This is a genomic window from Vibrio intestinalis (assembly GCF_025195085.2).
GTDB classification, from domain to species: Bacteria; Pseudomonadota; Gammaproteobacteria; order Enterobacterales; family Vibrionaceae; genus Vibrio; species Vibrio intestinalis.
The window spans coordinates 118,163-144,451 of record NZ_JANAVY020000004.1; the positions used below are offsets into that span (position 1 = coordinate 118,163).

Consider the following 26,289-nt stretch of genomic DNA (forward strand, 5'->3'; position numbering starts at 1 on the left):
AAAGGATTTCAAATTGATAGGGTGGCAAAGGTAGCCACAGGGAGAGCAAGATGGGTTATACGCACGCCAGCCATATAGACGCTTTGAATCAGAACATTGCCGAACTTTCAGGCAATGACAATATCAACGTCTCATTTGAGTTTTTTCCACCAAGTAGTGAAAAGATGGAAGAAACGTTGTGGAATTCTGTTCACCGCCTTAAAACTCTGAAGCCTAAATTTGTTTCTGTTACCTATGGTGCAAACTCCGGCGAACGTGATCGCACCCACTCCATCATAAAAGAAATCAAATCAGAAACAGGCTTAGTCGCCGCGCCTCACCTAACTTGTATTGACGCAAGTCGCGAAGAATTGATTCAAATCGCCGATGATTACTGGGCTAACGGTATTGAAAGTATCGTAGCTCTGCGCGGTGATATTCCACCAGGCGGCGGTGCACCGGATATGTACGCATCTGACTTAGTCGAACTACTCAAAACTCGCCATGATTTTGATATCTCGGTAGCGGCATTCCCTGAAGTTCACCCAGAAGCCAAAAGCGCTCAAGCCGATCTACTCAACCTAAAGCGTAAAGTCGACGCAGGTGCAAACCGAGCCATCACGCAGTTCTTTTTTGATGTAGAAAGCTACCTAAGATTTAGAGATCGCTGCGTGGCAGCAGGCATTGATGTAGAAATCGTACCGGGCATCTTACCGGTATCAAACTTTAAGCAAGCTTCTCGCTTTGCGGCGATGAACAATGTGAAAGTACCGGGCTGGATGGCAAAACAATTTGAAGGGCTAGACGATGACCCAACTACACGTCAGTTGGTAGGTGCTAGCCAAGCCCTCGACATGGTGCGCATTCTAAGCCGCGAAGGGGTAAAAGACTTCCACTTCTATACGCTAAATCGCGCAGAAATGACTTACGCACTTTGCCACACTTTAGGCGTGCGCCCTCAAGCATAAACTTTCCAGACGCTCGAAAACGAAAAAGGCTGAACAACACGTTCAGCCTTTTCTGTATCTGTTCGAATGTAGGATTACTCTACTTCATCCATCTTACCTAGTAGGTTACGGATGCGATCTTGCCATGCGGAATGCTCTTGCTGCATTTGCTGAGATTTCTGCTCTAGCTCTTCACGGCTTGAACGTAGTTCGTTCGCTTCCGTCGCTAGCTTTTCTTTCTCTTCTTTAAGTTCTTCTACTTCCATTTGTAGAAGTGCGATTGTATCAACTGCTGTTTGAATTTTTGCTTCTAGTTGTTCTAGTACTTCAAAAGACATCGTAGCCTACCTTTTAAATTTAATCGGTTGAGGTGAAGGTCATTCACACACTTCACATATTGCCTTCATTCTACTCAGCGCGAAGAAGATAAACACGCCCTATATTTGATATTTTGCGCTATTCGGCTAAAAAAGCGACGCTTATTGACAATCACCTAACGTAACAACGAATTACTCAGGAAAATAGGCGCTTGAGAGTCACTTTACAGTGCTTCATTGATCGAGTTCAATCTCCAACTGGCAAAAAAGCAAACGTTTCCTTATTGATGTGATAGAATCGCGCCAAATTTTACTCTTCCCCTCACTTGTTTGGAGTCATCATGAAACGCGATTTAGCAATGGCATTTTCTCGAGTTACTGAAGGTGCTGCATTAGCTGGTTATAAATGGTTAGGACGTGGCGATAAAAACGCAGCAGACGGTGCTGCAGTTGAAGTTATGCGTACCCTATTAAACAAAACAGAGATCAGCGGCGAAATTGTTATTGGCGAAGGCGAGATTGATGATGCGCCTATGCTTTACATCGGTGAAACAGTGGGCACAGGTGGCGACGCTGTTGATATTGCCGTTGACCCAATCGAAGGCACACGCATGACAGCAATGGGCCAATCCAACGCCCTAGCCGTTCTTGCTGCAGGTGAAAAAGGCAGCTTCTTAAAAGCGCCTGATATGTACATGGAAAAGCTTGTTGTTGGCCCTGGCGCGAAAGGCTGTATTGACCTAAACAAACCACTTAAAGAGAACCTAGAGAACATCGCTAAAGCGCTTAACAAATCTCTAGATACTTTGGTTGTGACCACTCTTGCTAAGCCTCGTCACGATAAGGTTATCGCTGAAATGCAAGCTATGGGCGTACGTGTTTACGCTGTGCCAGATGGCGACGTAGCTGCCTCTATCCTGACTTGTATGCCAGACAGCGAAGTAGACGTAATGTACTGTGTTGGCGGCGCTCCTGAAGGTGTGGTTTCTGCAGCAGTTATTCGCGCATTAGATGGCGACATGCATGGCCGCCTACTGCCACGTCATGAAGTAAAAGGTGAAACTGAAGAGAACCGCATTTACGGCGCAGCAGAACTAAAACGTTGTGAAGAAATGGGCGTGACAGCAGGCATCGTGCTTGAAATGGACGACATGGCGCGTAGCGATAACGTGGTATTTGCTGCAACGGGCATCACCAAAGGTGATCTACTCGATGGCATTACTCGTAAAGGTAACATCGCGACAACTGAAACGTTACTGATTCGCGGTCGCTGCCGCACTATCCGTCGTATCCGCTCAACACACTACCTTGAGCGCAAAGACCCAGAAGTACGCGATATCATTCTTTAATCGCAGAATTGAGCTCACAAACAATAAAGGCTTCCAGTTGGAAGCCTTTTTATTTTTACTGACGTTTTCTTAGGTTAATAGCCTTGCGGATTGTTTAACTGCCAATTCCACGTATCTTGCGTCATTTCATCGATAGTACGGGTCGCCTTCCAACCAAGTTCTCTCAGAGCTTTCTCAGTACTTGCCCAGCATTCTGCAATATCACCTGGTCGACGTTCACATACTTCATATGGAACGGGTTTACCACTCGCTTGGCCAAAAGCAGCTACCATTTCCAACACACTTGAACCATTGCCTGTACCAAGGTTGTATACATGAAGACCAGCTTTATTCTGTAGTGATTTTAGGGCTGCAAGGTGGCCATCAGCCAAGTCCATAACGTGGATATAATCACGCACCCCGGTTCCATCTGGCGTTGGGTAATCATCACCAAAAACAGACAGTTTTTCTCTACGACCAACAGCGACCTGAGCAATAAATGGCATTAAGTTATTTGGGATACCTTGAGGGTCTTCCCCCATAGTACCCGATGGATGCGCACCGACGGGATTAAAGTAACGAAGCAACGTAATACTCCATTCACTATCTGCCACAAATAAATCAGATAAACATTGCTCAACCATATGTTTACTGGTGCCATATGGGTTAGTCGTCGCGCCAGTAGGTGAATCTTCAGTAATAGGTACTATCTCAGGGTCACCATAGACAGTTGCGGAAGAGCTAAATATTAAGTTCTTCACACCAGCTTTACGCATAGCGCGAGCCAATACCAATGAACCATTAACGTTGTTGTCGTAATATTCGAGTGGCTTAGCAACAGATTCACCCACCGATTTTAAGCCCGCAAAATGAATAACCGCGCTAATGTCATGCTGAGTAAAAATAGAATCTAGGAATGCTTCATCTCGAATGTCACCTAAATGAAATGCTGGGCGCTTATCCGTCAATGCTTCAATACGATTGAGGACTTCTTGCTTAGCATTAGAAAGGTTGTCGATAATAATAGGCTCAATGCCAGCATTAATCATCTGTACACACGTGTGACTACCTATATACCCCATACCACCGGTGACTAATACTTTCATTCTTTTATCCCTATTGGTTTTAATGACTAAATGCTGTAATCCAATTATAACAAAGGCGGAAGTGCCAAGTGACACTTCCGCCTTAATTTCTTCAATAAGATGACAAAGTTTATAGATAAATCGGCGAAAGCCTAATTACATCATACCGCCCATGCCACCCATTCCGCCCATGCCGCCCATATCAGGCATCGCTGGAGCGTCTTTAGCTGGTAGGTCAGTTACCATTGCTTCAGTTGTGATCATTAGGCCAGCAACTGATGCAGCAAACTGTAGTGCACTACGAGTTACTTTAGTTGGGTCTAGGATACCCATTGCAATCATGTCGCCGTATTCGCCTGTTGCTGCGTTGTAGCCATAGCTACCTTCGCCGCCTTTCACGTTATTCGCAACTACTGACTCTTCGTCACCTGCGTTACGTGTGATTTGACGAATTGGCGCTTCCATTGCACGTAGTGCAACACGGATACCAACGTTTTGCTCTTCGTTGTCACCTTCAAGATCAACAATCTTCGATGCTGCGCGGATTAGAGCAACGCCACCACCAGCAACAACGCCTTCTTCAACCGCTGCGCGAGTTGCGTGAAGTGCATCTTCTACGCGATCTTTTTTCTCTTTCATTTCAACTTCAGTTGCTGCGCCAACTTTGATCACTGCAACACCACCCGCTAGTTTTGCAACACGCTCTTGTAGCTTCTCTTTGTCGTAGTCTGAAGTTGCTTCTTCGATTTGTTGACGAATTTGAGCAACACGACCTTGGATCATCGCTTCTTCGCCAACACCATCGATGATGGTTGTGTTTTCTTTAGTGATCGCAATGCGCTTAGCTTGACCTAGATCTTCTAGTGTTACTTTTTCAAGCTCTAGACCCACTTCTTCAGAAATAACTGTACCACCAGTTAGAACTGCGATGTCTTGTAGCATTGCTTTGCGACGGTCACCGAAGCCAGGCGCTTTCACCGCTGCAACTTTCACGATACCACGCATGTTGTTTACAACTAGCGTTGCAAGAGCTTCACCTTCAACATCTTCAGCAAGAATAAGTAGTGGGCGAGACGCTTTAGCTACTGCTTCAAGAGTTGGAAGAAGTTCACGAATATTTGATACTTTCTTGTCGATAAGAAGAACGAATGGGTTTTCTAGATCAACAGAACCTGCTTCTTGGTTGTTGATGAAGTAAGGAGATAGGTAACCACGGTCGAACTGCATACCTTCAACAACATCTAGCTCATCTTGTAGAGCTTGACCTTCTTCAACGGTAATAACACCGTCGCGGCCAACTTTTTCCATTGCTTCAGCAATGATGTTACCTACGCTTGAATCAGAGTTAGCTGAGATAGTACCAACCTGAGCGATCGCCTTGGTATCTGCACATGGAACAGAAAGCGCTTTTAGCTCTTCAACTGCCGCGATAACCGCTTTGTCGATACCACGCTTAAGATCCATTGGGTTCATACCAGCAGCAACTGCTTTAAGGCCTTCGTTCACAATTGCTTGTGCTAACACTGTTGCCGTTGTCGTGCCGTCACCCGCAGCGTCGTTAGCTTGAGACGCTACTTCTTTAACCATTTGCGCGCCCATATTTTGGAACTTGTCTTCAAGCTCAATTTCACGCGCTACAGATACACCATCTTTAGTGATAGTTGGAGCACCGAAAGATTTGTCTAGAACTACATTACGACCTTTAGGGCCTAGGGTTACTTTTACTGCGTCAGCCAGAACGTTTACACCTTCAAGCATTTTTACGCGTGCGTCGTTACCAAATTTAACGTCTTTAGCCATCGTTATTTCCTTTAAATTCTTTAATTCTGTCGATTCAAATAGAGTGGCGAGGATTACTCAACGATCGCCATGATGTCATTTTCAGACATGATCAGAACTTCTTTACCATCGATTTTCTCAGTTTTTGTGCCGTAGCCTTCTGCGAAAATTACAGTATCGCCAACTTTAACGTCCAATGGCTGTACTGAGCCATTTTCTAAGATGCGGCCTTTACCTACAGCAAGAACAACACCGCGAGTCGATTTCTCTGCAGCAGAGCCAGTAAGAACGATGCCACCTGCTGACTTAGATTCAACTTCTTGGCGCTCTACGATAACTCGGTCATGTAATGGACGAATGTTCATTGGTCGTCTCTCCTGAATATTTGTTTTTCTGGTAATTTATCTCAAACTCAACAGAGTTGAAGCCTTATGAACACTATATGAGGGACAACAAAATCAAACCCAAGGGGGCAAAAGGTTTTTTTTTGTGAGAAAGGCAACAAAAAGGGCTCAAATCAGAGCCCTTGGTTCAAAGTGAATATTTAAGGCGATTCATCGCCGACAATTCAGGTGGAGAATATTACTCTCCGCACTTGCCTGTTCGGAATCGTACAGAGTATCTTGAAATTTACCCACTTGCTTTACAAGCTCTTGCATCAGAACAACATTGACATGATTCGGGTTTTTGCAGTGACCTACAAGCCGATCGATATGGCTTTGCTGTGCCCAAAGTCTATCTCGCATAACGGATGAAGCCGAACGAATCATCTCTTCGCATTTTTCACGTTTTAACTGCTCAAAAGCTGATTCATCCTCTTGTACAAGCTTAACAAGTTCATCAAAACTTGGTAGCTTCTGATTTAATGCTGGCTGACTCATAGTGGCTTCCATATGCTTTATTGCTTAATAACATTGAGCCTAGTTCATATGTTAGCCAGTTGCGTATACTGACAGTCTTATTTTTAAGACACCCAAAGCAAGAAAGCTGAATCAAACAGAAGGACGTAACGAAATTTCACCGCCAATATAGCTCTCTAATCCTTGCGAAGTTTTAATTAAAACAGCGCCTTGCTCATTGATACCTTGGGCAATACCTTTAATCTCTTTGTTACCCATGATCAAACGCACTTCGCGACCAATAAAATTATCTAAGCGATTCCAACGCGACACGAAACCTGTCATTCCACAATCTTCGTATTCTCTTAGAGCACTATCAAGCGTATTGATTAACGTCGCTGCGAGTTTGTTCCGGTCAATAACATCAGCCCCAATAGCTTCACTTAAACTTGCCCAAGGCTGTGTAATGCCCTGTAAAGTAATGTTATTTGACGGCGCCTGCTGATTGTTTTGCATCATCAAATTCATGCCCATACCAATCACTAAGTTTGCTGCAGCGCCAGCTTGGCCAGACATTTCAACCAAAATGCCTGCAAGCTTTCTGTCCTCAAAATAAAGGTCATTCGGCCATTTAAGCTTAATCCCCTCAACGCCCATTTTTTCCAAGGCTTCGACAATAGCCACCCCAACCACAAGGCTCAGCCCCATAGCAGCAGCCATTCCTGCATCGAGACGCCAATACATAGACATGTATAAATTAGAACCGAATGGTGAAACCCACTCACGCCCGCGTCTACCTCGACCTTTTTCTTGGTATTCTGCGATACACACTTGCCCGGAAGACAAGCTATCCGCACGATCCAATAGATATTGATTGGTCGAATCAATCACCGAAATGAGCTCTACAGGGACGGAAACAAGCTCCGACAGTTGCTGTTGGTCGAGTAACTGCATTGGCGCAGCAAGGCGGTAACCTTTTCTTTGGACGCTAAATACATCGACTCCCCAGCTTTGTATCCCTTTAATATGTTTACTGACCGCCGCTCGCGAGATGCCTAATCGTTCACCTAAATCTTCACCGGAGTGAAACTCACCATCAGATAGATATTTAAGTATGCTTAGTTTAGCGCTGTGCTCTTTCACTCAAGCTCTCCTAGCAACTGGTTAAGATTGGTCTCTGCTGTTTCTCCCATGAATCTCACTTCATGTTCCAACGCAACATGGTATTTTTGCCAAACTGATTGGCGCACAAAATCAGCGAGGCTAATGACATCCTGCGCTGATGCATTATCTGCGTTCACCAAAACTAGTGCCTGATTGGGATGAACCATCGCGCCACCAATCTGATGCCCTTTGAGGCCACACTGATCAATCAACCACCCAGCCGCAAGCTTGACAGGACTATCTGCCTCACTACCTACCGAGTATCCAACGATGCTAGGGTATTGCGATTGAAGCTCGGAAAATTGCTGTGCACTTATCACTGGGTTTTTGAAAAAACTACCTGCATTACCAATCTGAGCGGGATCGGGGAGCTTCTCCATTCGCACCTGACAAACTTGGTCAAAGATCTCCTTCGCTGTTACTGTTTCAGCCAAAAAAGATTGTAATGGGCCATAAGCTAAATTTGGTTGCCAATTTTTAGCTAGTTTCAAGCCTACTGCGACAATAATGACTTTTTCAACCAACGCATGTTTAAAAATAGAATCTCGATAACCAAACTGACACTCGATTACAGATAACCGCTTAACCTCAAAAGATTCAAGTTCGAGGACATCGACATATTCACACACATCTTTCAGCTCTAGGCCATAAGCGCCTATATTTTGAATTGGGGCAGAACCAACACAACCGGGAATTAATGCCAGGTTTTCTAAGCCATTAAACCCTCGCTCAACAGTCCACTGCACTAAACGAGGCCAATCTTCACCTCCTGCAACATGCAAATGCCAGTGTTCTTCGCTCTCTCGGACATCAATACCTTTCAATCTATTGATGATAGCGACGCCACGATAAGGAGCAGTAAAAAGCATATTGCTGCCACAGCCCAAGACTAGCTTAGGCAGCTCTAACCAATCGGCTTTCAAATAAATCTGTTTGATGTCATCAATAGATTCGACTGTCACAAGCAACTCACTCGGTTGGTCTATTGCAAAGGTATGGTACTGACGGAGACTGGCATTGGTTTGAATTTGCATGAGTTCGAATTGCACCCGATCGGTTATGTCATTTACACTGTGGCTATTCTACATAGTTCCTAATGCAGATCATACTAAGGCCTAGAAAATGAGCGAGCTGACTATTGCTTCCCTTGAGCCAATCAAAATCCCTCTAATTTCCCATTTATATAAAGCGCACTACCCATCGGGTAAAGCCAAGAAAAACGAACTCACCATAGTAGGCTACAAATTAAATCACATTGTGTGTGTGGTTCGCTTTCGCCCTATCGAACAATTTCAGTTGCTAACCGGTATGTTAGTCGTGCCCGAGCACAGAGGAGAAGGCTATGCTCATCAATTGATGAGTTACTGTCGCGAGCATACATTATCTGAAACGACGTATTGCTTTGCTTATAGCCATTTAGAACCCTTTTACCAAAAACATGGCTTCGCAACTATTGAGCCAGAATCCATGTCAAATAGTCTAAAAGGCCTTTATCAACGGTATGTTAAGAGTGGGAAAGATCTCATTCCAATGCATTATCTGCCAGAATTATCATGAACTCAGCGGGAAATCTGGTAAAGCTAGGTTTAGATTTGGTAATATCCGTCTTCTGCTTACTTGTGGGCTTATGTTTGCCAACGCTAACACTTGCCAATAAAAGGTTTATTAATCGACATGATCGCTAACAGGCACTCTTTCCAACACCTTCCTACTCTCGCGCAAGACCCTTCTCAATTTGAAGTGCTTTTTTCAGCAGTAGATTTTAGGCATCGCTTAATAAAAGCGATTCAGGAAGCGAGCAAGCGCATCTATATTGTTGCCCTATATCTGGAAGATGATGACGCTGGACGTGAGATTCTCACTGAGCTTTATGAAGCAAAGCAGCGCAATCCTGGGTTAGACATCAACATATGTGTCGATTGGCATAGAGCTCAGCGTGGATTGATTGGAGCAGAAGCGACTCAAACCAATGCGTCGATGTATCAAGCGTTTCATAATCGCTATGAACATAAAGTCCCGACTTATGGTGTACCAGTACGTGGCCGTGAAGTGTTTGGCGTATTACATTTAAAAGGCTTCATCATCGATGATACTGTTATCTACAGCGGTGCAAGTCTAAACAATATTTACCTTAACTATAAAGATAAGTACCGCTTCGATCGTTACCATACACTGCAAAACAAAGCACTTGCTGACAGCATGGTACAATTTGTTCAAGAAGAGATGATCGCTCATCCCGCGGTCAATAATCTGGCTTGCCCAGCAAGACCTGAGACAAAAGAAATCAAAGCTCGAATTCGCCAGCTTCGAGGTTCGTTAGCTAGTTCTCAGTACAAGTTTGAACACCAAGAAGCCACTTCTGAGCAAGTCGCTATCACACCGCTAGTTGGAGTCGGTAAAAAACGCAATCGACTGAATCAAAACGTCAATCATCTGCTAGCACTGGCTAAAGATGAAATCGTGATTTGTACACCTTACTTCAATTTCCCACGCAGTGTGGCTAAAGAGGTAAAAAAAGCAATTAAACGCGGCGTTAAAGTCACCATTGTTGTTGGCGACAAAACAGCAAATGACTTCTTTATTGCACCAGATAAAGAGTTTAAAACCATTGGTGGTTTGCCTTACCTATACGAGCGTAATTTACGCCAGTTCGCCAAGATTAACGAAGCAAACATCGCAGCACGCAAGCTGTCTATACACTTATGGAAGCACGAAGAAAACAGCTTCCACCTAAAAGGCATTTGGGTAGACAAGCGCTACATGCTACTGACAGGCAACAACTTGAACCCTCGAGCATGGAAACTAGACCTTGAAAATGCCCTGCTTATTCAAGATCACTACGATCACCTAACAAACAAGTTCGAGAGTGAAATCGACAACATCCTCCAACACACACAACTGATTTGTACATACAAGCAATTGGAAAAAGTGGAAGACTACCCAGAAGTCGTACAAAAGCTAATGCGTAAAATTACGCGGGTAAAGGTGGATAAGATTTTGAGACAAATTCTCTAGTAAAAAAGCGCCTACAGGCGCTTTTTTACTAATGGACACTTTGAATTTCACCTGAACGATATTGCTTCCAGACTAAATCACCGATCCCATCAGTGGGGTTGAAGTCAGTCGGTGCATCTAAAAGCAATTGACGTATTTTTTCATGCTCAAAATTATGACATGCATTATCCAATGCCGACAGCAGCACTTGGTATTCTTCCATTGGCAAAAAACTCTCATTCGCAGTTAAGATCCGCTCATGCGCTGTTTTCTCAACGTTGTCGCCAATCAATAACTCTTCGAACAACTTCTCGCCGGGACGTAAGCCTGAGAACAGGATCTCAATATCACCATGTGGATTGGCTTCATCTTTTACATCCAAGCCAGACAGTTGAATGAGGTTGGTCGCCAAATCTGTAATTTTGACAGGCTCGCCCATATCTAAAACAAACACATCACCACCTTTACCCATTGCACCTGCTTGAATGACTAACTGTGCTGCTTCTGGAATGGTCATAAAGTAACGAATAATCTCAGGGTGGGTAACCGTTACAGGCCCTCCAGCCGCAATCTGCTTTTTAAATACAGGTATCACTGAGCCAGAAGAGCCTAAAACATTACCAAAGCGAACCATGCAGAATCTAGTCCCTTTTAGTTTGTCATTTTCTTGCTGCGCTAGCGCTTGGAGACCCAATTCAGCAACTCGTTTAGTCGTGCCCATAACATTAGTTGGCCTCACTGCTTTATCTGTAGAAATAAGCACAAACGAATTGACATTCGCTTCTATCGCAGCTTGAGCTGTATAAAAGGTACCGAACACGTTATTGCGAACACCTTCCACCACATTATATTCAACGAGAGGAACATGCTTATATGCTGCCGCGTGATAAACAGTTTGAACGGCAAAGCTCTTCATCACGGTTGCTAGGCGATTAATTCGTTGAACAGAGCCTAAAAGGGGGACAATCTCTACATCTAACGATTCTCTTTCTATTAGAGCATTTAACTCTCTATCAATTTGATACAAGCCAAACTCAGAAAGCTCAAATAAGACCAGTTTGGTTGGTTTGTTACGTAGAATCTGCCGGCAAAGCTCAGAACCTATAGAGCCACCAGCTCCAGTAACCATTACTGTCTTACCTTTGATGTTAGCTTCCATCAGTACTTGCTGAGGGGCCACAGCATCGCGACCAAGTAAGTCCTCAATAGCGACATCTTTTAGCTCATCAATCTTCGCTTTTCCATCCACTATATCCTGCATATCAGGAACAGTTAAAACTTCAGCAGAAAGATGAACTAACGAGCTTAATATCTCTTTTCGACGAGCACGGGATGCACTGGGAACAGCAAGTAAAATCTGCTCGACATCGTATTTATCAACCAAAAATTGGGCTCGATTGACTTGATGCACAGTTAAGCCCATCAAAACTGTGTTCTTTAATGTCTTATCCTCATCAATAAAGGCAACTACCTTGTGAGTCTCGGAATTTCGAAGAGCAAGAGCTAACTGACGACCAGCAGAACCTGCTCCATAGATCAATACGGCTTTGCGCCCTTTCTTGTTTGTTTCAGCAATCAAAACTCGAACTATGAGACGTGAACCACCACACAGCAGGCAAAGAAATGCACCATAAATTATAGGGATAGATCTAGGAATAGGAGCATCAAAATAAAACGCCAACGTCGCAACTGATATGGCCGATATAACCGTACCAACACTAACGACCGCTAAAGCATGAAATGTAAGATATCGTAATACTGCACGATACAACCCTAACTTTGTAAATATTAGGGTCGTAATTATAACCGTACCACCAAGTACCATGCCTACAGAAGGCATGGTAACTAACTCTATAGAGCCAACACGAGTCCAATAAGCGATATAAAAGGAAGAAATAATAAAAACAGTATCAATTAAAATACTGATCAATCGCTTATAGATTCGAGATAAACCCCATATAAAGTTTAGCCTAGACATAAAAATCATCATAGTTTTTGAATGAGTAGAAACCTACTTCACTGCATCACCGGAACCACTACCTGTAACGGTCATCATAATGTATTTAAAGTAGTTTTCTATTGTAAAAGAATCAATCATTTGTTTGTCAGTTTGAGCCAACAACTCAGGAGTAGACATATCAATGTTTTGAACTTGAGCTAAGCCGGTGATACCCGGTAACACATCATATACACCCAGCTCTTGGCGAACTGAAATCAACTCTTCTTGATTAAACAAGTTTGGACGAGGCCCAACGAGACTCATTTCCCCTTTCAAAACATTTATTAACTGTGGTAACTCATCAATCTTAGTTTTACGCAAGAAAGCGCCTAACTTAGTAATTGATGCCTGACAAGCATGGTGACTTGCTACAGATTTAGTTTCCAATGACATTGTTCGAAACTTAATTAGTTTGAATGGTTCCTTATTGCGCCCGACTCGTTCTTGAACAAAGATCGGAGAGCCTGTATCAAATAAACCAATGACGGTAACGACGAGTAATACTGGCAGTAAAAAAAGCAAACCGAAAAAGGCTGCAAGGAAATCAATTAAACGGATCACTTACTGTTTACTCCTGAGTCACACAAAGTTGCCATTGCTTGCTTCATTGTTAAAGGAGGCGTCCAACCTAAAACTTCTTTGATATTAGAAGAGTCCACTTCTAAGTTGCCATATAGCTGCTCAATCATAGTCGATTTACCTGTAAGTTTACCCGCAAAGCGCATTATACTTACTGGTAAAGGGAGCTGAATTACTTTTTTACCTAACCCTTCCGCAATAGTGTTAGTTAATTGTTTAGTCGAAACCATTTTGCCATCACTCGCTAAAAAAGTATGTCCTGCGGCGTTTGGATGTGTTGCACAGGTTACTAACAAATCTGCTAAGTTTTGAACTGCAATGAAACCTCTTCGGTTTTTCGCCATGCCAAAAGGTAAAAATGGAGCCTTGTTAACTAATTTAGTTAACAATCCAAAATTCCCTGGGGCACTAGGCCCATAAACTAGTGTAGGTCTCACTATAACGACCTCAAGACCCGTTTTTTCCGCTATCTTTTTAAGTCCCAGTTCAGCATAGTATTTAGATTGAGCATAATCATTATGCGGGTTAGGTATCGAATCAGGAGCAAATCGTTCAACCTGTGTAAGCAATCCATTAACACCGATTGTACTTACAAAAACAATTCTCTTTACGCCAAATTTAGCAGCCTCACTGGCCAGACGTAAAGTTCCTTGCGTGTTGACGTTGACGTAATCTCCCCTTGAGATGCCAATTTTATGAGCAATACCAGCCAAATGTACTATCGCATCGACACCATCAAAACACTCGTACCAATTCGTATTGGCATTAATACTATCGACAATAAATTTATCTTCGAATTCACACCCCTCACCTTTACGAACAACACAACGGCAATCACTATGCATCAAAGCGAACTGTTGGCCAATAAAGCCGGTGGCCCCTGTCAGTAAAATTTTCATCCTAAAACCTAAGACTTAAAATGTTCATACAACTTGTTAATCATTTGTTCGAAGTTAAACTCAGTTCTGTACTTTTCATAAGATTTATCGCCCATAACTGCAAGTTCTCTCTTGGTTTTAGAAAATACATTAAAAATAACCTGAGATAACGCTTTAGAGTCTGACGGGGGAACCAAATAACCTGTAACTCCATCTTCAATTAATTCTCGAACACCACCAACATCTGACGCTACAATTGGCTTCCTATAAGACATCGACTCAATTAGAGAAAGGGGTAAACCCTCAGATTTGGAAATAAGCAGAACCAAATCGCACTCTTTATAAAATCCACCCAGCTCTTCTTTAAAACCCAAAAACCTAATTTTTTGGGATAGCCCAAGTTCTACAGTTCTATGCTTATAATATTCAAACTGATCACCATCTCCCAAAACTGTAATGTTCCAATTACAACAAACTTTATCAACCTCATTCATTGCAGCCAAAAGTGTGCCAAAATCTTTAGGATGCTGAAAACGGGTGACAGTTAATAGATTATAATCAATATTATATGGCAATTTGTCACATACCAATGGATCGCGAACACCACTATATATGATGCTTATTTTCTTTTTTGGTATCATTAATTTTTGATTGGCGAAATAAAAATCTTGCTTCGAAATACAAATTACCTTATCACAAAATAATGACATTGCACTTTCAATAAAACTATATACCTTTTTACCAATCGGTCCTGAAGATCTAATATGCGACCAACCATGAGCAATAAATATGACTTTAGTGTTAACACCAATTAGTGCGAGTCTTCCAATAAGACCAGCTTTAGCCGAGTGAATAATAACTATGTCAGGTTCCGAGGATTTAACAAGATTACGAAAAGAGAATACACTTTTTAGGTCATTGAAAAAAGAGACATCCCGAACAATAGTGCCTAGACTGATATATTTTATGTTTCTTCTCTCAACTTCCTTGGTGAACACGCCACATCCACCAGCAACTATCGTAACATCATGACCATCTTGCTGAAATCTATCAGACGTTTCTAGAATATACTTTTGAGCTCCGCCCACGGTATCCGACCTAGTTATTAATTGGATAATTTTCATACAACCCCTTATCCCTTATCCCTCACAGCAACTGCCAAGTGTAGAAAATGAGATTCGAAAAACTTTGAACAATTAACTATAAATAAAACCTTCATAGGCACCTTAATCTACTGTAAGAATCAAACCGCCTTGACAGTATGAAGAACAGTAATACTTAGAAGTTCAAAAAATCTTTAATAATACAATTAGAGTTTTGAAGTTATAACTAAATTATATCCATTCATCAGTTACACTTATTGCCCAAAATATAGGATATGAAAAATCGAATGAAAATAATTTTACATCAACCAGCATAAATCTTCATCTGAAATTAAATTATATATCCTTTCATAGCAATCACTTCAAATGGCAATCACCTTTATTGAAATTCGACATTGAACTTACATTCCTATACTTAGCTGCTAACAAATATCCCAATATAATTTGTCCTGGTAAAAAGAAAATCACAGGATAATGGAATGTAGCAATTAACGAAATAATAATGGGAATTATTGTTTCTTTAGTTACCTTACTTAAAACAAAAAAAATAAGAAAACAAAAAGAAATAATTCCGTAAGATTTTAAAAAATATAACCACGCAAAGTCACCTCCATAACCAGTTTTTATGGATTCTAAATTTCCAATAAAGTAATCTACCTGATTAAACCCGTCGAAATGATGATAAATCTGCCCTAATTTGTAATCGATGAGAAAGTTAACATATTGAGAATTTAACTTTAATCCTAACGAGTCTACAAAAAAAATAATATCAGAATAAAACAAAACAAAAAGAGAAAGAATAAATACAAAAAATAAGGCTAGCAATCTAATTCTTTTTAATAAAAACGAAACAATCAGGCTAATAAATCCTGTTCCGGAAGAAAATATAAAAACCACACCTATTGCAGCATATTTACGGAAACTTGAAAGAGAAACCATACTTAACAAAACTACAAAAATACTGCTAGATACCGATGCGTTACCGCCAAAAGAATAAGGGCGTTGATATCCATATAAATTAAAATGGCTATACGCATCTTCGCTAGGAAAATTAGGCATACTAAATGGAGAAATGACTGTATTTATTAATACAGCTTCAAGAGGCACAAGAAAAATTAATAACAACAATATCTTTTTTATAGGGAAATATACTCCGGATTTAAAATAAATATAAAAACACATAAATCCAAAATAAAAACGAAATGTGGTGACTAACAAAAAAATATCAGAGATAAAAATGTTCACTAAGAACATAGTAATAAGAAATAATATAAATAGCGAATCAATTAGACCGAACTTTGCTCTGCATATCCTAAGCCCACAGAGATAACTCAGCATACCAAAAGGGCTGACAAAAGAACTAAACATACCTAAGTATAGAAAGAAGTTGAACATAAAAGATCGAAAGTTATATTAAAAATATATCTAGCAACATACTAAATATCAATACCGGCCTATCAAATTACCCAGTTCACATTTAAAAATGTATATAAATATATTGGGGTATTTAAATCCATTCAATTTAATAAAATCCTTGTATTGTTTTCTCATTTCAATTATCCACTTTCCTTTGTTTTTATTCGTTGTACTATCTTGATGAATTCTACAGATAAATAATTTTTCTGAAACAAAATCAGCGCGAGTAAACATAGAGATAGCGAGCCAAAAATTATGGTCACCCAATAGGTTATACTCACTAACAAAACGATTTCTTTCAAAAATAGAAGCACGAACCATAGACGAAGATATTGCAATAAAATTTCTTAACAATAATGACTGCGTTATATCCCCACGCTTCATAGGAGGATGCGACCGATTAATTTTATCACCTCTATCTGTTATATAATCAACTCCTGTAAAAACAAAACCAATACTAGGATCATTAAACAAAGCAATTTGCTTTTCCAGTTTATCTTCTAACCATAGATCATCAACATCCAAGAATGCAACAAACTCTCCAGTAACGAAATCTAATGCAAAATTTCGAGCTGCATACAAAGGAATGTTTTTAGCGGTTTTATGATATTTTATTTTCTCTCCATAAGATATAGCAATTTCCGCACTTTGATCGGTTGAGCAATTATCTATAAATATAATTTCCCAGTTTTCATAAGTTTGTTGAAATATGCTATCAATAGCACCACGCAGGTATTTGGCACCATTAAAACAGTTCATTATAATTGAAATCTTAGGTTCGCTATTATTTTTTATTATACACACTTTCTATATACTCTCGTAACCTAACTTGCCATGTAACATCAAGTTTTATACCATAACTATTAAGCTTTTCGTTGATAGCCATCTCATTATTTGATACTCTCGCAACCCGAGAAAATGATGATGAACTAACCGGCTTTACATTATGACGGAATTTTATTACCTTTCCGATTTCATTTACATAATCAAACCTTGAAGCAAAACCCAAACTAACACAGTTAAATAGCCCTGATGCACTAATTTTAATTAAGCTAAAAGTTACATTGACTACATCTAAAACATAGGTAGGACATCCATACTGTTCGCTATTAGCTGAAATATCACCAGCAGCATGGTTAAAATCATTAATTCTATTGATAACAAAATTCTTCTTCGAACAGGGATTGCCACCAAATAGCCAACCAACTCGGAGAATCAAATGATTAGGAACTAAACTTTGAACCTTTTTTTCAGCCATAAACTTACTTCTGTGGTGTACAGTAGTGGGATTAGGCAATTTAAACTCGGTATATGGGCTGTGGTCTTCATTTCCATAGATCCCCGTACTACTAAAGAAAACCAGTTTACAATTATATGAATAGCTTAAATTGCACAATTTTTCAGTTATTAATACATTATCCCTGAAACAATCGAGTTCATTAGTTTCACACCATTCGACATTCGTATTTGCAGCACAATGTAAAACAATATTTGGCTTAAAACTTTCAAAAATAAAACTTAAGTAAGTATACTCTTTGCACAACTCATTATAAGAAACTGTCTTTATCTTAAATCCACTATTTGAACAATATTTCACAAACTCTGAGCCTAAAAGTCCATTAGCCCCCGTGATTAGAACTCTCATTATCCTTCCCAATTGTAACAAATCTCATTTAATGGAACCGAAATAGCTTCACGAGGATCATGCTCAATACTTGCTATATTCAACAATAAATTTTGCTTTGGAGTTATACCTTGAAAAGCCATCCATATGCCTGGAGGGACGGTTAATCTAACGTAATTACTAGCAGAAATTACAATTTCAAAATAATTATTCTTTGTATTACTTTCAGGGCGATCATCAAACAACACGAATTTAATTGAACCTACTGGAACTACAATATTCATCACCATTTCCTGATGCTTTTTCCAACCTTTAACATCTAGAAAATTAACTGTAGAAAAATAAGCCTCTCCAAAAGAAGAAAAACTATCTTCTGAGCGCTTAATCGCATGATAAATATCTCCTTGTTCGTGGTAAATACGTTTTAAATGAGTGATAAAAACTCCGTCTAGCATTATTTACTCCAAACCAATTTCTTATTTTCTGCCTTATCTTGATATTCTTTAATCTGACGCAAGGTGAACTCCCTCATATCCTTACGACCTTGATAAAACTCATAATACCATTCACTTACGAACCTTATACACTGTTCATAATTAAGATTTGCTTCCCATTTCAGCCTAAAAAGCGCCTTATCACAATTTAATTTTAGCAACCCGGCTTCATGAAAAGGAATATTGTCAGTTACAACATACGCATCATTTAACTTCTTAAAATCCCAATAGCTACTTAAATCAGATAATAGATTCTTTACAGTATGATTTTGCTCAGCTCTTGGCCCAAAATTGTATTGTTCTCCATGATTACTAGAGTCATCAACCAAACCTTGCCCAAGAGTCAGATAACCACTTAATGGTTCTAAAACGTGTTGCCAAGGTCTCGTTGCGTCCGGGCAACGAATCTCCACTCGTTGATTGTTACTCCAAGCCCTCATACAATCAGCGACAATACGATCACTAGCCCAATCGCCGCCCCCAATTACGTTACCAGCTCGGCCCGTAGCTAAACGTACTTGATCACTAGAATTTTTAAAAAATGACTCCTGATATGCGTGGAATATAATCTCCGCGGCCCCTTTTGACCCGCTATAAATATCCTTACCACCCATATGGTCTGTTTCTTTATAACCCCAAACCCATTCGACGTTTTCGTAACACTTATCACTCGTGACTATAACCGCGTTACATCGATGCTCTACACTCCTAAGCGCTTCAAGAATATTCGCAGTTCCCAAAACGTTAGTTGAAATTGTGTCAAGTGGGTTTGAGTAAGAAAGTGATACTATTGGCTGAGCCGCTAGGTGGAAAAGAAAATCAGGCTTAAAGTCTAGTATTATTTTTCGTATTTCTTCAAGATTTCGTACATCAGCGATATGGTGCTGAATACTACTTTCAAGATCTAGCACTTCAAACATTGAAGGTTGCGTTGGTATATCTTTTGAGATTCCACAAACCTCTGCCCCAAGATCAAGTAACCAAGTTGTCAACCAAGCTCCCTTAAACCCTGTGTGACCAGTAATCAGGACTTTTTTACCTTTGTAAACATCACTAAACATTCTTAATCACCATGACTTCCAAAGAGCTTTACCATTTTCTAACATTTCATTGAGTTGTTTTTTGTCATTCAACGAATCCATACATTTCCAAAAGCCTTGATGCTTATAAGCCATTAACTCACCATCAAGTGATAGGTTTTGTAAAGGACTTTGTTCAAAAACCGTCTCGTCACCGTCTTTAATATAGTCAAAAACTTTGGCCTCACAAACAAAGAAACCACCGTTGATCCAGGCTCCGTCACCTTTAGGTTTCTCAAGGAAATTGGTCACATTAACACCATCAAGCTCTAGAGCTCCAAAACGGCCATCTGGTTGGACTGAAGTCATAGTAATAGCTTTGCCATGAGAGTTATGAAAGTTTACCAGATCTGATATATCAACATCAGATACGCCATCTCCATACGTCAACATAAACGATTCATTGCCAATAATATCTTGGGCTCGCTTAACCCTGCCCCCAGTCATAGTGTGCAAACCGGTGTCCAATAACGTCACACTCCAAGGCTCAGAAGTATTTTTATGAATTTTCATTTCATTCGTTGACAAGTCAATGGTCACATCGCTTTGATGTAGAAAATAATTTGCAAAATACTCTTTAATGTAATATCCCTTGTATCCAAGCAGAACTACGAATTCATTGAAACCATGTTGTGAGTACATTTTCATTATGTGCCATAGAATTGGCTTACCTCCAATTTCTACCATAGGCTTCGGACGGACGTCAGTCTCTTCACTAATACGCGTACCGAAACCGCCTGCAAGTAGCAACACTTTCATAAAAATTTCCTTGTTATATATAATCGACAACCAAGTGTAATTTTGACTAAAAACAGCTGACTATCTTGAACTCATCTTGTGAGAGAACCTGCCAAACGAATCACTGCCCCTTTCAGATACACCTATAATTCGCTACATCTGAAAACGTAAGCTTGGGTATGACAAAATAGCTCTCGCTGCTTTAAAGTAGCAGTATGACAAAATACCCTGAATTATATCAGAACAAGCATGTAAAGTGCATCCAAACCCTAAGAAATAGTGTATAATAATGCTTATTATTGCAGAACTACGCGATCGCTCTTCCCTCGATGTTATCGTGATTTTGGTTTAGAAGTTAAAAGATAAGCTACGTGAAAAACGACAATACGCAGAGCTAGTTAAAAAGGGCGACCTACGCCAGTAGTGCTACTACCCGGGCTTGATCTTAAACGCTTAATCTCAACCAGTTACTAGTCATAGGTAAAACTTTCCAAAACGCTAAGTTTATGAATAAACAATCAGTATTTAGGATATTGAACTTTTAATTTTAGTAAAAACAATCATGTTTGATTGAAATATTTAATAAACTGGTCGTTTGAGTTAGTAAAATATAGTCTTCGATACTCATAAGCTAAATTACGTATTTCTGTGGGATGTTTAATTCTATTTGCAAGCAAATTATTTTTAACACTATCAAATTCTTTAGGATGACTAACAACATCCCAAATAATCCCTTTCCCTAAGTTAATTAAAGGATTTGATGCTACCCCACCGAGGTCTTCCACTAGAATCACCGATTTACCCAAACATATTGCTTCGACTATGACTCCACTACAAGAACTAACGATAACATCGAAATTTTTCAACACTTCAAAAAGTTCACCTTCACAAATTCGATACTTATTAATGTTATCTGATAGGATATTATCAAGTTTTAAAACTGGGTGAGGACGAATATCAAAAACTCCAATCGCTATATTTAAGATTGATAAAGAAACACTTTCCAAATAACTCAACAACGCAATCGTATTACCATTAGTAGTGATGACAACTTCTTCTTTAAAAATGTGCAGATATCTTAATGATAACCCGAGTTTTTTTTCAACTACGCTTGGAATGTTTAAATCAAAAGTTCCATTACACAAGATAAAATCAGGACTAATACGAAAATTAACTTCGTTAGCAGAAATATTAGTTGATATCCATTGAGGATACTTAACAAACAACTGAGCACAGATAATTTTAGATTTATTGCTGGATTTATTTATGCCAGCATAAAATAATTTATGCAATGATTGTCCCTCTCCCCAAGAGAACAAACAAATACCATGACAAGCTTGGTTAAGCCTGTAACCAGCCAAATATCTAGCATATGAAATGAACGTAGGTTGAACAATACTTGATATCAACTCTTGACTAATAAGACCATAAACAGATGAAATGCTGGATTTAGATTCAACCTCAAGGGAAAGTCGGTATATCTTAAATGGATATCTAAGTATGTGCATGATTATATATATAATATCTATCACACTCAAAACTTCATATTCGAAAATAAAATCGTTGGCACTTTTCTTAAGTAAACTTAAAACTCTGTACGTGTCAAATGGAGAACGTAAATCATACAAAACAGGGAAGAAACTGAATGTTAACCCTTTTTCTTTTAAAATCCTATCTATGCCGGGGAAGCAATGGACGTCTGTTGCGTAGTCTTTAAGATGTTTCTTAGAAATGAAGGTGTCTACGACGTTAATATTCTCTTTTCCTAAGTTTTTACTCTTATATCCAGACAAAAAAAATGCTACCTTACTCAATAACCACAAGGTAATCAGACAAAAACTTTTGCCGTAGTATATTATCGAGTAAAAAACAAAGTAGAAAAAACCTTTTCCAGCATTATTTTTATTTTTATTTTTATTTTTATTTTTATTTTTATTTTTATAATATTTTTCTAATAATTCATTTAGATACAAATTCTTACTTAAAACTCCATTTGAAATAAAATCTTTATCTGCATAGCAGACTTTATTAATTTCATCTAGAGCATAATCTATATCATCGATAGAACTCTTTAAATCTTTTGATATATAATAGTCATATTTCACACTACTTACTCCTGTCTAAAGAGCTTGTACATTATTTAGTTCATTCAAAACCTTAATATATATTTTCCTATGATCAGACTTTGTATAATGAACACCGTCAAATGTGCCTATATCTAAGCCATTTGTGTCAATAATGTATGATGAAGATTTCTCAGCTATTACACTTATTATTTCATTTGATTTTCCAATCTGGTTATAAAATGACAAAGGCCTTTTTCGAGGAAACTGTACACTTTGATCAACAATTGGAGTTGTAATTAGGTAACTACTATCAAAATTATTTTTTAAAACACATGATAAATAAGATAAATATTCATCATTGTACCTTAATGTATATAGATCAATACGTTCATTTCCAGACATGATTGCGTCATTCAAATCTAACAAGGGAAGCTTATCGAAGTAAAACGGCTTAATCTGATCATTAATGTCGTGGACAAAACACGATTTCTTAGGCGTGCAGTCTACAAATCCGAGATTAGTAATTAGGTTCTTAAAACGAAATTTGTTTAGGCTCAAAAAATTAATCAATGTCGGAAAAGTAGTAATATTCTTAGGTCTAGATATTACCAAATAAGAAATCTTATAGTCCGATAACAACCCACACAATTTCATTAACCATGTTTCATGCCTAGAACAATCCCTCTCCAATCCTCTACTATCCAAAAAAATCAACCAATCATAGTTTTCTTTCAATGAACTTGAAGAACAAATACTAACATTTGATTCCGAATTACTAACTTCACCAGGACCAAACTTCAAAAGTTTCGTTACATCATGCATTTACATCTAATTCCGTAAAATTAGTGATAAAATCTAAACCCTTCTTCTCTATATAGTCGAGAGCACTATGCCATTCAGATGCACCTGAGATAAACATAAAATCTAAGTTATATCGTTCAGCTGCTTCCATATCACTACGTGCGTCCCCAAAGAAAATTCCGCTTCCAATCAGCTTTCCTGATTTTTCCAAAATATCTAAATTATCTACCTTCGAAAGAGGACTTCCAAATACCCCCGAAAAGTAAGCACTTAAACCTCTTAAGTTAAACACTTCACGCAATTCATTCTCATCACCACCGGAGACTACATAACAAGGTATATCTAAATGATTGAGTTCACTAAGCACCCTTGTTATGCCAGGAATCACTTCACATTCCAAAAGAGCTTGCTTACTCAGTTCAGCATAACGAACTAAAGACTCTTCAAGCTCTGATTTATAGGATTTTTGATTCTTTATATTCTTAAAAAAATGTTCAAATTTTATATACCTCGATATACCCCCATTACTCTTATGATAATCGATAAATTCGTTAATTAATTTTTCATCTTCTCCCAACAAAGCTGACGCAAATGCTTCTGATTTAGCTTTATTAGAATCTAAAATAACACCGTCACAATCAAAAACTGCAAAAGAGTATGATTTATTCAACTTCATTTAGCTCTCGCTCTACTCGGGTTACATCCTCAGGAACATCGACAGCAATAGATGATGATGAAACTTCGAGCATGTTAATTTCATAACCTAACTCTAGAAATCTAAGAATCTCAATATCTTCAATACTTTCTAAAGGCGTTTTTCCTTTCACCGATGAAAAATCTTGAAGACTTTTTTTGGGAAATGCATAGATACAAACCTGCTTATAAGCAGCGTGAAAATCTAAGTTTTTAGACGTAGGGATTGCTCCACGACTCATGTATAACAAACGTCCATCAGGCCTCGTTACTACTTTGGGAATAGTAGAGCTTCTGAAATCATTTTCATCTGTTATTTTGCACATTGCATTTATAACATCGCTATCATTTTTCTTTGCTAGCTCTATTACATCAATAATATCTTGCGGATCTAATAAAGGTTCATCACCTTGAACATTGATATAGGTAGTCGCATCTATGTGTTTGGAAACCTCAAAAACCCTGTCAGTACCAGTCAAACAATCTTCCGAAGTCATAATGACTTGAATTCCCTTGTCCTTACAATGGCTGAAAATCCTTTGATCATCTGTAGCTACAAATACAATTGACTTGTCAACAGCGAGACAACAGCGCAGCCAAACTCGTTCAATCATACTCTTGCCATTAATTTCAACTAATGGCTTTCCCGGGAAACGCGAAGATTTATATCTTGCAGGTATTACAATTATGTAGTCTGTTTTTTTCATATTTATCCTATTTCGGTGCAAAAATAGATTTTTGAGAAATTGGATAAGTTGTCGGAGTTAACGCATTGAGCTCAACCAACTCATATGATTTTTTGTAAGAATTCAATACCTCTATCATTTCTAACTGTCGATTGTCAGATGCGTTATATCCATCAACACCAACCAGAGATATGGAATCCGCATCTGCTACTTTTGCAATTGCTAAAGCATATGCGAGTGTAACTTCATACGGAAGTTGACAATATTTATCCATTACATCGAATTTATTTGCAACGACTTCGAATCCATAATCTAAAACATTCGTCGAGCCAGATAAAATAGACTTTTCTTCTGTGGTGAATCTGTGTAAAGGAGCAATAATAGGTTTATTTAAGTTTTTGTAATACGTGCGCTGAGAGATGAATTTGGCGTTATGAGAAATACAATAGAAATCAATCAAATCTTCGGGAATCGCTGTAACAATATTAACAGCAAGAACTATTGGATTATTCTTATTTATATAACGTGAAATATCTTTAGCATATTTTTCCAAGCTAGGACCGTTTGCAAGAACCAATACTTCCCTACTACTAAATCTACCAACGAGATCTTTCTCCCCTGAAACTTGTTCTGAAGTACCTGAGAATGAAATAGCATTATTTAAAATCTCGCCGCTATAGGATGATGTCCCTTCAAGATCACTTAAATACTTTATTGCATTAACAATTTCGCTACTTTCATGTTCGGGGTTTGACAACAAATTTTGGATATACGTGGGATGAATATCATACTGAGCACCTAGGAAGTAAGCTAAATTAGATCCCCACCCTGACTCTTTTTGCATTGGTTCAAAATGCTTAATAACTAGCTCATAAACCATTTCCGGATTATATTTATCATCTGTTTTAGCTAGAATAGCTAATAAGTTTTCTGTTTGAGCGTTACCAGCACCTCTACCCATACCGGTAATAGTTACATCAAGCCAATTAACTCCAGAATTTTTAGCTGTAATTGTATTGTCTAAAGCTTTTGCCATATTATTATGAGTATGGATCCCAATATCTCCTTCCCATGATACCTTAATAGCTTTTACGATTCTTTTTACTTCATCGCTATCCATATTACCCAGTGAGTCAGCAAAATATAATGTATCTACGCAGTCCCATCCATTTACAACAAAGGACATTTCAGAGATTAGTGCATCAGGCTTCCCACCAGCTTGCATCATATTAAACCCAACTAAATAACCTTTTTCTCTTAATCTTTTTACTATTCTTTCTGACGCTATCACTTCATGAAAATGCGCTGCAACTCTGACTAAACCGATTTTGCTCATTTCAGCATCAATGAACAATTCATCTACAGCTTTATTTATTCCTAAATCAGATTCTAAAATTGTCTTTGCATCAACCATTACACCGTAAACTGGCCCTTGGGGTAGTTCAATTTGATTAAGGTAATCTTCAGTAGTGTAAGCAAATGCCCCATGAAAACCTGTTTGTGCGAAATTACGCAAACCTAATTCAACATAATCGATATTAGCATTTGCGACCGCATTCAAATAATCGATGACAACTTCCGTATCAAAATCCCAATTATTATAATAGCCACCATCGCGTAGAGTACAATCCAAAACTTTTATATGTTTATTCATTTTAACATCCTTAACTTTTCATACTGATAATATTTTTGACAGGAAGG

General features: G+C 38.9%; 26 protein-coding genes. 4 read left to right on the plus strand and 22 right to left on the minus strand.

From position 1 onward, the window contains the following. The first annotated feature begins 50 nt into the window (after positions 1–50). The gene (gene metF / locus MU515_RS08765) at positions 51–947 is read left to right on the plus strand and encodes a methylenetetrahydrofolate reductase (RefSeq protein ID WP_260260042.1); all 897 of its coding nucleotides are present in this window, start codon (positions 51–53) and stop codon (positions 945–947) included. A gap of 74 nt (positions 948–1,021) precedes the next feature. On the opposite strand, the gene zapB is transcribed toward metF, so the two are convergent. Beyond that, positions 1,022–1,264: a cell division protein ZapB gene (gene zapB, locus MU515_RS08770; RefSeq protein WP_260260043.1), complete on the minus strand. Its 243-nt coding sequence runs from the start codon at positions 1,262–1,264 to the stop codon at positions 1,022–1,024. A gap of 320 nt (positions 1,265–1,584) precedes the next feature. Between zapB and glpX the strand changes: the two genes are divergently transcribed. After that, a complete protein-coding gene (glpX, locus tag MU515_RS08775; protein WP_260260044.1) occupies positions 1,585–2,592 on the plus strand; it encodes a class II fructose-bisphosphatase in 1,008 nt (335 codons plus the stop codon). Between the two features lie 74 nt (positions 2,593–2,666). Here glpX and galE read toward each other — a convergent pair whose 3' ends face one another. The 6 genes from galE to murB all read right to left on the minus strand — a co-directional run bounded on the left by galE (position 2,667) and on the right by murB (position 8,472). Continuing rightward, entirely contained in the window at positions 2,667–3,677 is a 1,011-nt protein-coding gene (gene galE, locus MU515_RS08780; RefSeq protein WP_260260045.1) for a UDP-glucose 4-epimerase GalE, read from the minus strand. 135 nt (positions 3,678–3,812) lie between these two features. Beyond that, positions 3,813–5,456: a chaperonin GroEL gene (groL, locus tag MU515_RS08785; RefSeq protein WP_260260046.1), complete on the minus strand. Its 1,644-nt coding sequence runs from the start codon at positions 5,454–5,456 to the stop codon at positions 3,813–3,815. Between the two features lie 53 nt (positions 5,457–5,509). After that, positions 5,510–5,800, minus strand: a complete 291-nt coding sequence (locus tag MU515_RS08790) for a co-chaperone GroES (RefSeq protein WP_021704551.1) — start codon at positions 5,798–5,800, stop codon at positions 5,510–5,512. A 189-nt stretch (positions 5,801–5,989) separates the two neighbouring features. Then, a complete protein-coding gene (locus tag MU515_RS08795; RefSeq protein WP_260260047.1) occupies positions 5,990–6,316 on the minus strand; it encodes a DUF3135 domain-containing protein in 327 nt (108 codons plus the stop codon). Between the two features lie 111 nt (positions 6,317–6,427). After that, positions 6,428–7,417 (minus strand): bifunctional biotin--[acetyl-CoA-carboxylase] ligase/biotin operon repressor BirA, encoded by a 990-nt coding sequence (gene birA, locus MU515_RS08800; RefSeq protein ID WP_260260048.1) that lies wholly within the window; start codon positions 7,415–7,417, stop codon positions 6,428–6,430. Then, entirely contained in the window at positions 7,414–8,472 is a 1,059-nt protein-coding gene (gene murB, locus MU515_RS08805; RefSeq protein ID WP_260260049.1) for a UDP-N-acetylmuramate dehydrogenase, read from the minus strand. The genes birA and murB overlap by 4 nt, the downstream gene beginning before the upstream one ends. Positions 8,473–8,560: 88 nt before the next feature. Between murB and MU515_RS08810 the strand changes: the two genes are divergently transcribed. Together MU515_RS08810 and pssA are read left to right on the plus strand one after the other, a co-directional pair. Then, the gene (locus MU515_RS08810; RefSeq protein WP_260260050.1) at positions 8,561–8,995 is read left to right on the plus strand and encodes a GNAT family N-acetyltransferase; all 435 of its coding nucleotides are present in this window, start codon (positions 8,561–8,563) and stop codon (positions 8,993–8,995) included. A gap of 117 nt (positions 8,996–9,112) precedes the next feature. After that, entirely contained in the window at positions 9,113–10,453 is a 1,341-nt protein-coding gene (gene pssA, locus MU515_RS08815; protein WP_260260051.1) for a CDP-diacylglycerol--serine O-phosphatidyltransferase, read from the plus strand. A gap of 28 nt (positions 10,454–10,481) precedes the next feature. On the opposite strand, the gene MU515_RS08820 is transcribed toward pssA, so the two are convergent. The 15 genes from MU515_RS08820 to MU515_RS08890 all read right to left on the minus strand — a co-directional run bounded on the left by MU515_RS08820 (position 10,482) and on the right by MU515_RS08890 (position 26,242). Next, positions 10,482–12,410, minus strand: coding sequence for a polysaccharide biosynthesis protein (locus MU515_RS08820; protein ID WP_260260052.1), 1,929 nt, complete (start codon positions 12,408–12,410; stop codon positions 10,482–10,484). Positions 12,411–12,443: 33 nt separating this feature from the next. Continuing rightward, positions 12,444–12,992, minus strand: coding sequence for a sugar transferase (locus tag MU515_RS08825; RefSeq protein WP_260260053.1), 549 nt, complete (start codon positions 12,990–12,992; stop codon positions 12,444–12,446). Then, positions 12,989–13,909: an NAD-dependent epimerase/dehydratase family protein gene (locus tag MU515_RS08830; protein ID WP_260260054.1), complete on the minus strand. Its 921-nt coding sequence runs from the start codon at positions 13,907–13,909 to the stop codon at positions 12,989–12,991. The genes MU515_RS08825 and MU515_RS08830 overlap by 4 nt, the downstream gene beginning before the upstream one ends. 8 nt (positions 13,910–13,917) lie before the next feature. Further along, positions 13,918–15,012: a glycosyltransferase family 4 protein gene (locus tag MU515_RS08835; protein ID WP_260260055.1), complete on the minus strand. Its 1,095-nt coding sequence runs from the start codon at positions 15,010–15,012 to the stop codon at positions 13,918–13,920. A gap of 336 nt (positions 15,013–15,348) precedes the next feature. Beyond that, the gene (locus MU515_RS08840; RefSeq protein WP_260260056.1) at positions 15,349–16,236 is read right to left on the minus strand and encodes a hypothetical protein; all 888 of its coding nucleotides are present in this window, start codon (positions 16,234–16,236) and stop codon (positions 15,349–15,351) included. A 198-nt stretch (positions 16,237–16,434) separates the two neighbouring features. After that, positions 16,435–17,166, minus strand: a complete 732-nt coding sequence (locus MU515_RS08845) for a glycosyltransferase family 2 protein (RefSeq protein WP_260260057.1) — start codon at positions 17,164–17,166, stop codon at positions 16,435–16,437. A gap of 25 nt (positions 17,167–17,191) precedes the next feature. Then, positions 17,192–18,052, minus strand: a complete 861-nt coding sequence (locus tag MU515_RS08850; RefSeq protein WP_260260058.1) for an SDR family oxidoreductase — start codon at positions 18,050–18,052, stop codon at positions 17,192–17,194. Further along, a complete protein-coding gene (locus tag MU515_RS08855; protein WP_260260059.1) occupies positions 18,052–18,486 on the minus strand; it encodes a dTDP-4-dehydrorhamnose 3,5-epimerase family protein in 435 nt (144 codons plus the stop codon). The genes MU515_RS08850 and MU515_RS08855 overlap by 1 nt, the downstream gene beginning before the upstream one ends. After that, positions 18,486–19,586 carry a CDP-glucose 4,6-dehydratase gene (gene rfbG / locus MU515_RS08860; protein WP_260260060.1) on the minus strand — a complete coding sequence of 367 codons (1,101 nt, stop codon included), beginning with the start codon at positions 19,584–19,586 and terminating at the stop codon, positions 18,486–18,488. Before rfbG ends, MU515_RS08855 begins: the two co-directional genes overlap by 1 nt. 6 nt (positions 19,587–19,592) lie before the next feature. Next, the gene (gene rfbF / locus MU515_RS08865; protein WP_260260061.1) at positions 19,593–20,363 is read right to left on the minus strand and encodes a glucose-1-phosphate cytidylyltransferase; all 771 of its coding nucleotides are present in this window, start codon (positions 20,361–20,363) and stop codon (positions 19,593–19,595) included. A gap of 539 nt (positions 20,364–20,902) precedes the next feature. After that, positions 20,903–22,447, minus strand: coding sequence for a hypothetical protein (locus MU515_RS08870; RefSeq protein WP_260260062.1), 1,545 nt, complete (start codon positions 22,445–22,447; stop codon positions 20,903–20,905). A 15-nt stretch (positions 22,448–22,462) separates the two neighbouring features. Then, entirely contained in the window at positions 22,463–23,230 is a 768-nt protein-coding gene (locus MU515_RS08875; protein ID WP_260260063.1) for a hypothetical protein, read from the minus strand. After that, positions 23,223–23,885 carry an HAD family hydrolase gene (locus MU515_RS08880; RefSeq protein ID WP_260260064.1) on the minus strand — a complete coding sequence of 221 codons (663 nt, stop codon included), beginning with the start codon at positions 23,883–23,885 and terminating at the stop codon, positions 23,223–23,225. Before MU515_RS08880 ends, MU515_RS08875 begins: the two co-directional genes overlap by 8 nt. Next, positions 23,872–24,609, minus strand: coding sequence for a 3-deoxy-manno-octulosonate cytidylyltransferase (locus MU515_RS08885; RefSeq protein WP_260260065.1), 738 nt, complete (start codon positions 24,607–24,609; stop codon positions 23,872–23,874). Before MU515_RS08885 ends, MU515_RS08880 begins: the two co-directional genes overlap by 14 nt. Before the next feature lie 7 nt (positions 24,610–24,616). After that, a complete protein-coding gene (locus MU515_RS08890; protein WP_260260066.1) occupies positions 24,617–26,242 on the minus strand; it encodes an aldolase catalytic domain-containing protein in 1,626 nt (541 codons plus the stop codon). Positions 26,243–26,289 lie beyond the last annotated feature (47 nt).